This window comes from Planktotalea frisia (assembly GCF_001890925.1).
GTDB lineage: Bacteria > Pseudomonadota > Alphaproteobacteria > Rhodobacterales > Rhodobacteraceae > Planktotalea > Planktotalea frisia.
In genome coordinates this window covers 18158-30532 of the sequence record NZ_MLCB01000057.1, presented here as the reverse complement: position 1 = coordinate 30532, position 12375 = coordinate 18158, and the positions used below count along the sequence as shown (strand labels likewise).

Genomic DNA, 12375 nt, shown 5'->3' with positions numbered 1-12375 from the left:
TAACCCCGCCTTGTCTACAGGGCGGGGGCTTTTCGTATCTTGTGACCTGACGGTTTTATGCGTCTTTTGCTGCTCTGCGAGCTTGAACGAGACGGCACCACTGAATTTGACGCAAACCGTGTTGGAACTTCCGAGGTCTCGTAGAGATCGTTCAAGGTATTGCGATCAAGTTTGTCGTGGAATGCAATTACGCTGAGCTCACTCATCACGCTCTGCAGCGAAACTGCAAAAACCTGCGATCCTGACGCAAACTGCGCTATGCACATTTCCGATTGCGCGTTTATAGAACCTGCATACTCATCGTTTTGCATCGGAATAAAACGCGCTCCAAACGGGCCTAAAGTGGTGACATGGCCGACAACTTCTGTACCTTCTACAATCAGATTTGCTGGAATTTTGCAGTGCCTTCTGTTCTCTAGAAAAGGGAAGTCAAGCACATAGGCTTTCCAAAAGAAAACAATCAGACTGATCAATCCAAGCAGCACGAAAAAAACAAGCGAAAGGTTGAAAAACGAGCGCACGTCTGCACCTGTCCAGCCGCGAAAAGGATTAGTGAAATTGAAGTCAAACCGCTCTAGGATAAGCCGCTCGTTCACACCTATTGTGGCTTGATTTATCACCTGACTGTTTGCGCACAGCTCTTCAAATATCTGTGCAGTTTTTTCAATATTTCGCACGTTCAAAACCTGAACATCACGCCGACCTGAACGTTGCAAAACCGCAAATTCACTTAGCACTTTGTTCAAAAACGGTGCATGCATTGTTTGATTATTGGCTGCTAGGATTGGAAAAATCGTGAGCAGGTTTAGCTGCGAGAGACCCCTTGCCAGGCCATTATTTTGAGCCGCGTTCAACGGTGTACCCGTCGTGAAAAACGCGTTGGTTTGCGCGCGCAATTGATCAAACACGCGCTTTTCTTCGCATAGCGCCAATGCAGCTGATCCAAAGACTGCTGACGTGCATAAAAACAAGATGAACACGACTGATTGAACTCTCCTCACGCTTTTCCTTTCATTAAAACCTTTGATCTTTTCATGGATCGAAATCGTGAAATTCTGGTAAACTCCTGCCACCGCCTTGAGGACAGAGCCAATAAAATGCAGAAAATTGATTTTAAAAAGACTCTAAAAACACTCTACGCACCAAAGGCGAAAGACTTCGTTTTGGTGGACATACCAAAGATGAAATTCATCATGATTGACGGTGCTGGAGTGCCGGAGGGACCAACCTACACAGAGGCTGTATCATGGCTTTATGCTGTCAGTTATCCACTGAAATTCCTGTCTAAACAGCAGCTTGAACAGGACTATGTCGTCCCCCCGCTCGAAGGGCTTTGGTGGGCCGAAGACATGAGTGCGTTTACGCAAGATCGTAAAAAAGAATGGCTTTGGAGCATGATGATCATGCAGCCCGATTGGATCCGCGAAAACATGTTTGATCAAGCTGTCGAGAAAGCTGCGAAAAAACTGGGGCCAAAACCCGCTACGCTGCGGTTTGAAACGTTTGAGGAAGGGCTTAGCGCGCAAATTTTGCACATCGGACCTTACAGCGAAGAAGGTCCGACGCTTGCGCGTTTGCATGATGAATTTATGCCTGCCAATGGTTTGGATTGGAACGGCAAGCACCACGAAATCTACTTAGGCGATCCGCGCAGGACCGCACCGGAAAAGCTTAGGACGATACTGCGCCAGCCGGTAAAACGGGTCTAGCTCTAACGCGTTTCCATCGACTGGTAGTTCACTGTGATCGTTGGATACTTCCAGTCATTTTGGCCTCTTCGATCCTTGGCAACACGTCTTTGCTCAAGCGCGCCGAACACCATGCCACCCAAACCAGGATTTTCGCCAGCCATCTCGCGGCCCGCTTGTTCAGCCGTCGCATCAAAGGCGTTTGCAGTCACACTGCGCGCGATCCCTTGGTAGGTACAGGTCACCGTTACGGGCTTGGACAGATTGCCGTAGTCAGGCAGCAAAACCTTGCCCGGCGTTCTAAAACTGGCGGTGAAATTCGCGCCCCGCATTTGGCATGGGACACCGCTTTGTGGCTCAATGATGGAAATCACTTTAGACATATCGCGCGGCGCGACGACCTGAACCAACGTTTCGTCATAGCCAAACAGCGCGTTCGGGCTTTGCGATGAAAAGGTCACTTCGGTTACGGCTTGGCGCGGGCCGCCAGACGACACACAGGCCGTCAATGCAAGGCCGGATAAGAGTGCAAATGCGATTTTCATTGGTGTCTCCACTCGTTGTTTTGAGAGACATTAGGGAGTGTTATTTGCGACGCAACGCTTTCCGTTTAAGGCAATTTTGTTAGGCCTGTTTGCGCCATTGCAATGCTCAACTCATCGCTGAAAACGTCCCAAAGCTTGGCTAGGCCAGCCTCACCGCCAGCTGCAATTGCGAACTGCAAGGCGCGGCCAAAGAACACATAGTCCGCACCCGCATGCAGTGCTTTGAGCGCGTCCTCGCCAGAGCGCAAGCCGCTATCAAAGAAGATCGGATAGTCGGGGCCTAGTGCGGCGCGCATCGCAGGCAACAAGCTGAACGGAGAAGGCGCGCTTTCAAGTTGGCGCGCGCCGTGGCTGGACACTTGGACTGCATCAACGCCCGCGTTACGCAGGCTCACAGCATCGTCCACATCGAGCACACCTTTGACCACGAGATTGCCGTCCCACGCATCACGCAGGCGTTTAAGCGTATCCCAATCCGCGCGCGCACGGGATTCAGTGCGATCAAACTCATACCCATCCATGTCGAAATTCGCCATCTGCGGCTTTCCAGCGAAGAGGGCCGATAAGGACCAATGAGGGTGCAGCGCGAAGTCGATGAACTGTTTAGGGCCGATGCGGAACGGCATCTTGAAACCATGGCGTAGTTCGCGAGGGCGGCGGCCCACTTCAGGGACGTCAGCCGTCAAAACAAGCGTCTCATACCCAGCCGCTTTCGCGCGCTCAACCAATTTGAATGTGCCGACACCATCGCCACTAAAGTAAAGCTGAAACCATGCGTGACCTTCGGCCACTTCGATAATCTTTTCCATCGGGGTCGAGGCAACGGTCGAGACCCCGTGGGGGACTTGGTATTTCGCAGCGAGACGTGCGAGCATCAGGTCCGCGCCAACACCAGACAGGTTACACATGCCCATAGGCGCTATGCCAAAGGGGCGCTGAGAAGGTTTGCCAAAGAGAGTGGTTGAGAGCGATCGCTCGCTCACGTTTTGCAAGATACGGGGACGCAGGGTGGCTGCATCAAGGGCAGCGCGATTGCGTTTGGCACCCGTCTCTTCGCCAGCAGATCCATCAATGTAGTCGAAGATCATCCAAGGCAGGCGCTTTTTAGCGAGCCGCCGCGCATCACTCGCAGAGTGTATATGCGCGGCGGCCCAAGTCATTACGCTTTCACTGCTTCCATAAAGCGGTGACGGATCACGACAGGATCAAGCGTGATAACAGGCAGTTTGATGTTGCCGCTGTCGCACTTGCACACGATGATTGTCATCTCATCGCTATCGATCGCAGACTGCAAAACCGGACCCAGATCCTTGTCCTGCACTTCGATCACGTTCTCACAGCCGCATGCTTTGGCAACAGCCGTCAAAGACGTCTTCATGCCTGCATATGTCGGTTGATCACCCGTCGAGCCGTAAGAGCCGTTGTCGATGATCAAAAGCGTGTAGTTGCCCGTCGCGTTGTTCGCGATTGTTGGCAAGGTACCGAGGTTGGTCAGAACAGAGCCGTCCCCATCGATAGAGATCACTGGCTTGTCTTGCGCCAACGCAAGGCCAAAACCGATGGAAGAGGACAGACCCATGGTGCCGAGCATGTAGAAGTTACGCTCGTTGTCGTCGATCATGTGCAGCTCTTGGCTGGGCAGACCGATATTACAAACCACCAAATGTGGATTAAGGATCGGGGCGATTTCTTTTAAGATTTCTGAACGGATCATTGGTCGCCGTAGCCTCCCCAGAAGTTCGCGTCCGTAAGGATCGCGACAGGTTTATTGCACATGAATGTGTACTTCAGGATGTTGTCAAATTCTTCAACATCCTTCTGCCAATGGAAGTGGTATGTGGGAATGTTCAACTGCGCCAAAAGCGCCTTGGTGTGAACAGCCATTTCAACTTGGCAAGCAACGGGTTCGCGCAATTCGCCACGATAGGAAATGATCATCGGCAAGGGCATGCGGTAGAACTGTGTCAGCGTCGCGAGCGTGTTAATTGTAACACCAATCGCCGTGTTCTGCATAATGATCGCAGGGCGCTTGCCACCCATGAATGCACCAGCGCACAGGCCCATGCCTTCGTCTTCTTTGTTGGACGGGATGTGGAAGATTTCGTCGCGGTTTTCGACTTCTTCGATCACACCAGCCAGCTGCTTGCACGGCACTGTAGTGACGAAGGAAACGTCGTTCGCGACAAGATCGTCTACGATCTTCTTGTCGATATTCATGGGCTGGGTTCCTTTGTTAAAGTCCGGTTCGTTTTTCAGTTAATTCCATGGATCAAGGATGATCTTGGGCGCGGCGACTTTGCCTGCTCGCAAGTCTTCGAATGCGCCTTGTCCTTCGTTTAAACCACGTGTCTCCGTCCAATCAAGCGCACCGAGGCGGCCGTCAAAAATCGCTTGTGCGGTATCGCGGAAATCTTGGGAAGTGTAAGTGTATGTGCCAATAAAGGTGATCTCCTGCAACGTCATACGGCGCACATCAAGGCCACCGTCGTCTTCGCCAAGACCCACATGCGCGATCACACCACCGGGCATGGCACAGGCAGATGCTGCTGCGCGCGTGGCGGCGTATCCAACCGCGTCGATGACGATCTCGAACTGACCATCCGCTTGCGCGAGCGTCTTTTGCCCACAAGTCTTATTCAGGTAAGCGCGGCGTGTCTCATTGGGTTCTGCAATCGTCACATCATTCGCACCCATCGCTTTCAGAGCCAGCGCAGCGGCAAGGCCAATCGCACCCCCACCGATCACAAGCGCGCGTTTTGCCATACTCGGATGCAAAGCTTCCAGAGCGAGACGCGCGGCGTGCCAGCTAACAGCCAGCGGCTCCGCAAGTGCGGCTTTGCTCAAAGGTATATCATCAGGCACAGTCACCAGATTGCTATCCGGCATTGTAATAAACTGCGCAAACGCGCCTTCGCGCGGCATCATCGAGATGATTTCGCGGTTCGGACACAGGTTCACACGACCTGCTTTGCAGGCATCACATGTCATGCAGGTCACAAGCGGGTTCACCGTTACACGACGACCATCCATTTCGCCGCCAACAATCACACCAGCTGCTTCATGCCCAAGAATAAGCGGCGCAGGACGCCGCGCATCATGCCCCAAGAACGCATGCATATCAGAGCCACAAATGCCGACGGCCTCTACCTTGATGAGATGCTCACCCGTACCAATGACAGGGTCGGGCATGTCGCGGAAATTGAGCGTCTCGACGCCATCATAAACCAGTGCTTTCATTTCGCCGTAAACCCCCCATCGACCATTAGAACTTGGCCTGTGACATAGCTTGACGCTTGCGAGCAAAGGAAGAGCAAAGGCCCGTCCATATCCTCAAGACGTCCATTGCGCCCAGCGCAGGTTTGCGCGGCATTGCGCGCCGCGCGTGCGTGATCGTCGAAAACGGCAGCGGTGAGCTCTGTCGGAAAGAAACCCGGACCAATCGCGTTGGCTGTGATTCCATCAACGGACCAAGCTTCCGCCATCGCGCGGGTCAATTGGCCAATGCCACCTTTGCTAGCACCGTATGCAACACCACCCGGAAACGCGCGTGTTGTTTGCAAGCTCGCGAAGTTGACGATGCGACCCCAACCTTTGGCCCTCATTGCAGGGACCATCGCCTGAGAGATAAAAAAAGGCGCTGAAAGGTTTAAAGCAAGCGTTTGATCCCAACCCTGTGGCGTCACATCATCCGCGACTTCGCGCGTGTTCACACCAGCCGCGTGCACAACGATATCAGGTGCACCAAAGGGGGCTGATATGGCATCAACCAAAGCTTGAACATTGGCACGATCCGCGACATCCGCGACGACGTAGTCCGCGCCTTCGCCAATCTCTTCCTTGAGACTTAGCAAAGCGTCCTCTCGACGCGCCACGCCAACGACATAAGCGCCAGCCGCTGCAAGCGTGATCGCCACACGACGACCAATGCCAGAGCTGGCACCCGTAACGCAGGCGACGCGCCCCGTCAGGTCGAAAAGATCACGCGGATCGCTCATGTCTTAGCCTTCAGCACTTAGATCGAAGTTCTCACCGGGGAAGTATTTCGCCAAACGCACATCAGCGGCGCGTGCGTGCCCCTCCATGCCCTCAAGACGCGAAATACGCGCGGTTGCTTCTGCGACACGCTTGGAGGCATCACGCGTTGTGCGCTGCCATGTGACGATCTTCATATATTTGTGCACCGACAAACCACCTGTGTATCCAGCAGCGCCAGAGGTTGGCAGTACGTGGTTCGTGCCAGAAGCTTTGTCGCCATAAGAGACAGTGGTTTCTTCACCCAAGAAGAGCGAACCATAGCATGTAAGCGTATCGAGCCACCAATCAAGGTCTTCCGCCTGCACAGTGAGGTGCTCTGGCGCATACTCGTCCGAACACTTCGCCATGTCTTCCCGATCTTCGCAAATGATAACTTCCGCATAGTCGCGCCACGCCGCGAATGCGCTCTCGCGGTTGGTTTCGGGCAGATCGTCGATCAGGGCCGGAACCATATCCATGACAGTCTTTGCCAAGTCACGATCATCGGTGACGAGCCAAACAGGTGAGTTATACCCATGCTCGGCCTGAGACACGAGATCAGTTGCAACGATATGTGCGTCTGCGGTTTTATCAGCAAGGATCAAGCTGTCAGTAGGTCCAGCGATCATATCGATGCCGACACGGCCAAAGAGGATGCGCTTGGCTTCGGCTACAAACTGGTTACCCGGTCCGACGAGGATGTTGGCTTTTGGTAAACCGAATAGACCAAAGGTCATTGCCGCAACGCCCTGAACACCACCCATCGCAAGGATGTTATCAGCCCCACAAATGTGTGCCGCGTAGATGATTGCGGGCGCAACACCGACACCGGGACGCGGTGGCGAGCAAGCCGTAATGCTGTGGCAACCAGCGACTTTCGCAGTCGTCACTGTCATAATTGCAGATGCGATGTGGCTGTAGCGCCCACCTGGAACATAGCAGCCTGCTGCGTCCACTGGGATCGCTTTTTGTCCTGCGACGAAGCCCGGCTCAATCTCCATCTCAACATTTGTGAGCGTGGATTTTTGAATTTCCGCAAAACGGCGCACATTGTCATGCGCGAACCGAATGTCAGCTTTCAGTTTTTCAGGGACCTGCGCAATCGCAGCATCGATCTCTTCCTGAGACAGCAGCACTGCGCCTTCATAGCGGTCGAACTTTGCAGCATACTCCAGCGCCTTGGCGTCGCCGCCTGTTTCGATGTCGTCGAGAATACCTTTGACCGTGTCATGAACTTCTGATGCACCTGAGGTTGAGGTCAGAGTTGCCTTCTTCAAATATTCGCGGGTCATGGGCGGAGATCCTATCAGGGTATGAGCGTTTGATTCTTGAGGGCAACATAACTTTGCCATGTCGAAATGCAAGCGCTTACATTGACCTTTGGGAAATCACTTTTGGCGCATCACTTGCGTGGGGTCGCTTCATCATGCATGGCTAATGCAAATGAACCTGTGACAGCACTGTGGCGGACAAGAGGAAGAGGATAATAGAAATGATTGAACGTATTGGTACGGGCGTGCGCTCTTCCAAAATCGTAAAGCATAACGGCGTTGCCTATATTACGGGCCAAGTTGGCGAAGGTGCGACTATCCAAGAGCAAACGATTGAATGTCTTCGTCGTGTGGATGCTTTATTGGTCGAGGCAGGATCATCGCGTGAAAAGATGTTGCGCGTCACTATTTGGCTCGCCGACATGAGCGACTTCAACGGCTTGAACGAAGTGTGGAACGCATGGGTGCCAGAGGGTCATTCCCCTGCCCGCGCTTGTGGCGAGGCCAAGCTGGCCCGCGCTGAGTTAAAGGTCGAAATGATTGTCGATGCGGCCTACGATTAGAGCCGTTTGAACAGACTTGCTTTTGACAGTGGCGTGGTTAGCCTGACCGTCAAAGAATACGATTTGGAAGGAATAAGAATGAGAACTCGCGCTGCTGTAGCTATTGCTGCTGGAAAACCGCTGGAAGTTATGGAAGTGAACCTCGAAGGCCCGCGCGCGGGTGAGGTTCTTGTAGAGATCAAAGCAACTGGTCTGTGTCACACAGATGAATTCACCCGTTCTGGCGATGACCCTGAGGGTATCTTCCCAGCAATCCTTGGCCATGAGGGCGCAGGAGTGGTGATTGAGGTCGGCGAGGGTGTGACCTCGCTCGAAGTTGGCGACCACGTAATCCCGCTTTACACGCCCGAGTGCCGTGAGTGCGAATACTGTCTGAACCCTAAAACGAACCTTTGCCAAAAGATCCGCAGCACCCAAGGCGCTGGCCTTTTGCCGGACGGCTCTACGCGTTTTTCTATGCTCGATGGCACGCCGATCCATCACTACATGGGGTGTTCCACTTTCGCGAACCACACGGTTGTTCCTGAAATTGCTTTGGCAAAAGTCCGTAAAGACGCGCCGTTCGACAAGATTTGCTACATCGGTTGCGGTGTCACCACTGGCATCGGCGCTGTGATCAATACAGCAAAGGTCGAGATTGGCTCGACAGCGATTGTCTTTGGTCTCGGCGGCATTGGTTTGAACGTGATCCAAGGCTTGCGCCTTGCAGGTGCGGATCAGATCGTTGGTGTTGATCTGAACGATGACAAAGAAAAAATGAGCCGTCATTTCGGCATGACCGACTTCGTGAACCCCTCCAAAGTTGATGGCGATCTGGTTGCGCACCTCGTTGAACTCACAGGTGGCGGCGCAGATTATACATTTGATGCGACCGGCAACGTAAGCGTTATGCGCACGGCCCTTGAGGCAGCGCATAAAGGATGGGGCGAAAGCATCATCATCGGCGTGGCCCCTGCCGGTGCAGAGATTTCCACGCGACCATTCCAATTGGTCACAGGGCGTTCATGGCGCGGTACTGCGTTTGGTGGTGCCTCTGGTCGTACTGATGTTCCAAAAATTGTGGATTGGTACATGGACGGCAAAATCGAGATTGATCCGATGATCACCCACAAACTGACATTGGACGAGATCAACCACGGTTTCGATCTGATGCATGAAGGTAAATCCATCCGTGCGGTCGTTGAGTTTTAACGCAACACACTGACGGCACGACGATGATAGCCGCCGGATCCATTGGGTTCGGCGGTTTTTTTGGGCGCGCTTTTATAGCCTTTTTCTTAGTTGCAGAGTTTTGTTAACCTTTTGTTAACTTTTATTTCCGATTGGTAAACCCGAAGAGGACAGCAGACTATGCAAGCCCTACTTTTGGAAGATGATGAATCCACGCGAACGCTTTATGGGGAATGCATTACAGGTGCAGGTCATAAAGTCATTGAATGCGATACACTCGAAAGCGCGTATGCTGCGCTGCGGACCCATCGCATTGATGTGCTGGTCCTCGATCTGGTGATTGGTGATACTAACTGCCTTAGTCTCGCACAGTTCGCGGGTTATGCTGCCCCAGACGCTGAAATCATCCTTGTCACTGGCTCAGGACGTTTTGCGCAAGGTGAAGTGCTGTCTGAATATCCCGGTATCAATTGGATGCTGCGCAAACCGATCGCAATTGGTGACTTGGAAGCTTTGATCGAACACGCAGACCGACGTAGTTCAAAACTTAACTAGCTAAAAACTGCCTAAGGTTGTATGTCTTGGATTGACATATCAAAAAACGGTAGTTTTTCACTGCCTTTGATTGACGTGCCTTGACTGTTCTCACGAAGGACTTGGCAATGACTATCGATGCGACAGCACCGGCTCTTACGACACACACACAACGTATCGACCCGGAGTATGTTGAACGCGAACGGCGCTCCCTCAGTCGACACAGCAGACTGCGAACGTTTCACTGGCTTGCTGTTTTCATGTCGTTGGTTCTCACATTTTCAATTTGGCAATATTCCCGTACACAAACCGCTTTGCGCACCGAGGCGCGCTTTACGAACGCGGCTGAACAAGTCGCGGAACTGATCCAAGAGAGATTGCAGAAATACGAATTGGCATTGTGGGGTGGCGTCGCGGCGATGCGCACCCATGACAACCTGATTGATCTTCATAAATGGCAAACCTTTGCGGCGAACCTCGAAATTGAACATCGGTATCCAGGTATCAACGGCATTGGGGTCATCCATCAAGTCAGAAAAGAGGATCTGGATACCTATCTGACAGAACAACTCCGTGATCGTCCAGGCTACTATATTTATCCCCCGCATGACGGCAAAATTTATCAACCAATCACGTTTATCGAACCAGTAGACATCAATGCCGAAGCTGTTGGCCTTGATATGGTGCACGAACAAAATCGCCATACAGCACTGAACCAAGCCCGTGATACAGACAGCGCGCAAATCACCGGACCCATTGTTCTGGTTCAGGATGAAAGCAAACAACCCGGTTTTCTCTTCTACGCCCCTTATTACCAGAGTGATGATCACGATACGTTAGAGGCACGACGCGTTCAGTTCACAGGTGCGATTTATGCGCCTTTTGTTGTGCACAAACTGATGAGCGGCACGCTTGATAAAGACAGGCGTTCAACTGCGATCAGGATCACAGACGGCAACCAAGTGATTTACGATGAGATTAGTGATCAAGATCTGGATTATGACTTCAATTCATTGGGCGTGCGGCAAATCACGATGAACTTCTATGGCCGTGAATGGATTCTCGACATTCGCGCGGGTCTCGATTTTCGCGCCGAGAACTCGGGCATTGAGTCAATCGCACTTCTTCTCGCAGGTCTTCTTATTGATCTGGCTTTGCTGCTTCTGTTCATCGTTCTCACCAGAGCGAACCGACGCGGGCTGGCCTTTACCGATATGGCAACAGCTGCGCTGGACGAGGAAGCGCGCGTGTTACAAACCACGAATGCCGAACTCGTCCAAGCGCGCAAAGCGGCCGAAGGTGTGAGCGAGATGAAATCTCAATTCCTCTCGACAATCAGCCACGAAGTGCGCACGCCATTGACTGCGATCAGCGGAATCTTGGTACTCCTAGAGCGTGCCCAATTGCCAGAAAAACAGGAAAAACTTGTCCAAGCGGGCAAGAAAGCCTCTGAGAATTTGATCAAGCTGCTGACCGATGTCCTTGATTCATCACGTCTAGAGGCAAAAGCAGTCGAACTTTGGGAACGTGACATCGCCATCAAACCTTTGGTTGAGGAATGGCAAACCCTTGCGCGGGGCATGATTGGTAAACTTGAGAAAGACATATGCATCGTCGCTGAGATATCAGACGATAGCCCCGACAAATTTTACGCTGATGATATTCGTGTCTCGCAATTGTTGAACAACCTCATGGACAACGCAATCCGCTTTACCAAACAAGGTGAGATTTCCATCAAAACCTATCCGATTGCGGCAACTCCAAGCGACCCTGAGATGCTTGTTATCGCAATTGCAGATACTGGGATCGGGATTGCACAAGACGATCTTGGTCTGATCTTCGAGCGTTTCCGCCAAGTTGATGGATCGATCACGCGCGAGCGTGGCGGTGCGGGGCTTGGCCTTGCGATCAGCTATGACCTTGCTCAACTGATGGGAGGGGACTTGAAGGTGTCAAGCGAACTTGGAAAAGGCACAGTCTTTGAACTGTACTTGCCGACACATGGATCTAACGCAAAAGGAATTGACATTGAGTAACAAAATACTTGTCGTCGAGGATGACGCCCTGTCGCAATTCGTTATCGTAGAGATGTGTAAAGAATTGGGGTTTGAATGCTTAACTGCCGATGATGGTGCAGAAGCGCTTGATCTGATTGCACAGAACGCGACTGACATTAAGTTGGTTTTGATGGATATTCACATGCCCAAAGTCTCGGGACTTGATGCCACAGGCGCTATTCGAAGTACGTCAGAGGACCCGCCAAAGAACCTTCCGGTGATTGCAACGACAGCGGATAGCAACTGGCACGACCTGCAGCGCTGCCATGAACATGGGTTTCAATTCCACGATGCCTCGCATGAATGGGCGATACTAAATCAACATAAAGTCGTACGAAATTACAACGCCTCCATGCCTGATAATCACGCCTAAAGCGCTTAAAAATATGGACTTTTCTTCGAAGCCTTCAGAAAATAGGCCCAATTTCGAAGCCTTTCCTTTCAGTCAGCTAATACAAATCTGCCTTCTTTTTGACATTTTGTGAATTTCGTATATCAGAATGTGAAAATAGTAGTAGATAGCGTTAACCACT

General features: G+C 52.1%; 14 protein-coding genes. 6 read left to right on the top strand and 8 right to left on the bottom strand.

What is annotated here, in order from left to right:
- Positions 1-14: 14 nt before the first annotated feature.
- Complete coding sequence (locus tag PFRI_RS03295) at positions 15-908, bottom strand: hypothetical protein (protein WP_139292078.1); 894 nt, start codon at positions 906-908, stop codon at positions 15-17.
- Positions 909-1097: 189 nt separating this feature from the next.
- On the opposite strand from PFRI_RS03295, the gene PFRI_RS03290 reads away from it, so the two are divergent.
- Complete coding sequence (locus PFRI_RS03290) at positions 1098-1709, top strand: GyrI-like domain-containing protein (RefSeq protein ID WP_072629317.1); 612 nt, start codon at positions 1098-1100, stop codon at positions 1707-1709.
- 2 nt (positions 1710-1711) lie between these two features.
- On the opposite strand, the gene PFRI_RS03285 is transcribed toward PFRI_RS03290, so the two are convergent.
- The 7 genes from PFRI_RS03285 to hisD all read right to left on the bottom strand — a co-directional run bounded on the left by PFRI_RS03285 (position 1712) and on the right by hisD (position 7539).
- Positions 1712-2233 (bottom strand): hypothetical protein, encoded by a 522-nt coding sequence (locus PFRI_RS03285; protein ID WP_072629316.1) that lies wholly within the window; start codon positions 2231-2233, stop codon positions 1712-1714.
- A 65-nt stretch (positions 2234-2298) separates the two neighbouring features.
- Entirely contained in the window at positions 2299-3393 is a 1095-nt protein-coding gene (locus PFRI_RS03280; protein WP_072629315.1) for an alpha-hydroxy acid oxidase, read from the bottom strand.
- Entirely contained in the window at positions 3393-3947 is a 555-nt protein-coding gene (gene comE / locus PFRI_RS03275) for a sulfopyruvate decarboxylase subunit beta (RefSeq protein ID WP_072629314.1), read from the bottom strand. The genes PFRI_RS03280 and comE overlap by 1 nt, the downstream gene beginning before the upstream one ends.
- On the bottom strand, positions 3944-4450 hold the full coding sequence (gene comD, locus PFRI_RS03270; RefSeq protein ID WP_072629313.1) for a sulfopyruvate decarboxylase subunit alpha: 507 nt from the start codon (positions 4448-4450) through the stop codon (positions 3944-3946). The genes comE and comD overlap by 4 nt, the downstream gene beginning before the upstream one ends.
- A gap of 39 nt (positions 4451-4489) precedes the next feature.
- Complete coding sequence (locus PFRI_RS03265) at positions 4490-5470, bottom strand: alcohol dehydrogenase catalytic domain-containing protein (protein ID WP_072629312.1); 981 nt, start codon at positions 5468-5470, stop codon at positions 4490-4492.
- Positions 5467-6228, bottom strand: coding sequence for an SDR family NAD(P)-dependent oxidoreductase (locus PFRI_RS03260; protein ID WP_072629311.1), 762 nt, complete (start codon positions 6226-6228; stop codon positions 5467-5469). The genes PFRI_RS03265 and PFRI_RS03260 overlap by 4 nt, the downstream gene beginning before the upstream one ends.
- 3 nt (positions 6229-6231) lie before the next feature.
- The gene (gene hisD / locus PFRI_RS03255; protein WP_072629310.1) at positions 6232-7539 is read right to left on the bottom strand and encodes a histidinol dehydrogenase; all 1308 of its coding nucleotides are present in this window, start codon (positions 7537-7539) and stop codon (positions 6232-6234) included.
- 200 nt (positions 7540-7739) lie between these two features.
- Here hisD and PFRI_RS03250 point away from each other — a divergent pair, with 200 nt between their 5' ends.
- From PFRI_RS03250 to PFRI_RS03230, 5 genes are all read left to right on the top strand, one after another.
- Positions 7740-8081 (top strand): RidA family protein, encoded by a 342-nt coding sequence (locus tag PFRI_RS03250; protein ID WP_072629309.1) that lies wholly within the window; start codon positions 7740-7742, stop codon positions 8079-8081.
- 78 nt (positions 8082-8159) lie between these two features.
- A complete protein-coding gene (locus PFRI_RS03245) occupies positions 8160-9272 on the top strand; it encodes an S-(hydroxymethyl)glutathione dehydrogenase/class III alcohol dehydrogenase (protein WP_072629308.1) in 1113 nt (370 codons plus the stop codon).
- 159 nt (positions 9273-9431) lie between these two features.
- On the top strand, positions 9432-9806 hold the full coding sequence (locus PFRI_RS03240) for a response regulator (RefSeq protein WP_072629307.1): 375 nt from the start codon (positions 9432-9434) through the stop codon (positions 9804-9806).
- 107 nt (positions 9807-9913) lie between these two features.
- Positions 9914-11821, top strand: coding sequence for a sensor histidine kinase (locus PFRI_RS03235; protein ID WP_072629306.1), 1908 nt, complete (start codon positions 9914-9916; stop codon positions 11819-11821).
- Positions 11814-12215 (top strand): response regulator, encoded by a 402-nt coding sequence (locus tag PFRI_RS03230; RefSeq protein WP_170124841.1) that lies wholly within the window; start codon positions 11814-11816, stop codon positions 12213-12215. Before PFRI_RS03235 ends, PFRI_RS03230 begins: the two co-directional genes overlap by 8 nt.
- The last annotated feature ends 160 nt before the right edge of the window (positions 12216-12375 follow it).

Coding starts and splice junctions, on each gene's coding strand:
- PFRI_RS03240 (WP_072629307.1), top strand. CDS start 9,432: ATGCAAGCCCTACTTTTGGAAGATGATGAATCCACGCGAACGCTTTAT.
- hisD (WP_072629310.1), bottom strand. CDS start 7,539: ATGACCCGCGAATATTTGAAGAAGGCAACTCTGACCTCAACCTCAGGT.
- PFRI_RS03260 (WP_072629311.1), bottom strand. CDS start 6,228: ATGAGCGATCCGCGTGATCTTTTCGACCTGACGGGGCGCGTCGCCTGC.
- PFRI_RS03280 (WP_072629315.1), bottom strand. CDS start 3,393: ATGACTTGGGCCGCCGCGCATATACACTCTGCGAGTGATGCGCGGCGG.
- PFRI_RS03250 (WP_072629309.1), top strand. CDS start 7,740: ATGATTGAACGTATTGGTACGGGCGTGCGCTCTTCCAAAATCGTAAAG.
- PFRI_RS03245 (WP_072629308.1), top strand. CDS start 8,160: ATGAGAACTCGCGCTGCTGTAGCTATTGCTGCTGGAAAACCGCTGGAA.
- PFRI_RS03290 (WP_072629317.1), top strand. CDS start 1,098: ATGCAGAAAATTGATTTTAAAAAGACTCTAAAAACACTCTACGCACCA.
- comE (WP_072629314.1), bottom strand. CDS start 3,947: ATGATCCGTTCAGAAATCTTAAAAGAAATCGCCCCGATCCTTAATCCA.
- PFRI_RS03235 (WP_072629306.1), top strand. CDS start 9,914: ATGACTATCGATGCGACAGCACCGGCTCTTACGACACACACACAACGT.
- PFRI_RS03265 (WP_072629312.1), bottom strand. CDS start 5,470: ATGAAAGCACTGGTTTATGATGGCGTCGAGACGCTCAATTTCCGCGAC.
- PFRI_RS03285 (WP_072629316.1), bottom strand. CDS start 2,233: ATGAAAATCGCATTTGCACTCTTATCCGGCCTTGCATTGACGGCCTGT.
- comD (WP_072629313.1), bottom strand. CDS start 4,450: ATGAATATCGACAAGAAGATCGTAGACGATCTTGTCGCGAACGACGTT.